This is a genomic window from Actinoplanes subtropicus (assembly GCF_000721705.1).
Classification (GTDB): Bacteria; Actinomycetota; Actinomycetes; order Mycobacteriales; family Micromonosporaceae; genus Actinoplanes; species Actinoplanes subtropicus.
Window position 1 is genome coordinate 1 of the sequence record NZ_JOJL01000206.1, and the last position, 217, is coordinate 217.

1 protein-coding gene is annotated in these 217 nt (G+C 63.1%); it reads left to right on the forward strand.

Translation table 11 applies throughout. The features are described from left to right. The coding region (locus IH26_RS55255) for a hypothetical protein (RefSeq protein ID WP_034218369.1) at positions 1 to 217 on the forward strand (217 nt) is incomplete at both ends.

Here is a 217-nt window from a genome sequence, read left to right on the forward strand (position 1 = left end):
AAACCAGTGGTCCACCATGCTCGCCGGCGGCACCCTGACCGGCATCATCGGCGACCCCGGACAAATCGACCGCATGTACGCATGGGGCTTCAACCGGCTGGCGTCCAATGGTCTGCCGTTCCCCACCTTCGGGGCATTCAACGGCTACTCCACCGCCTACAACACCGCCTACGCCTCCGACGGACTGTTCTCCAACAACTACCGCGACCTACCCATC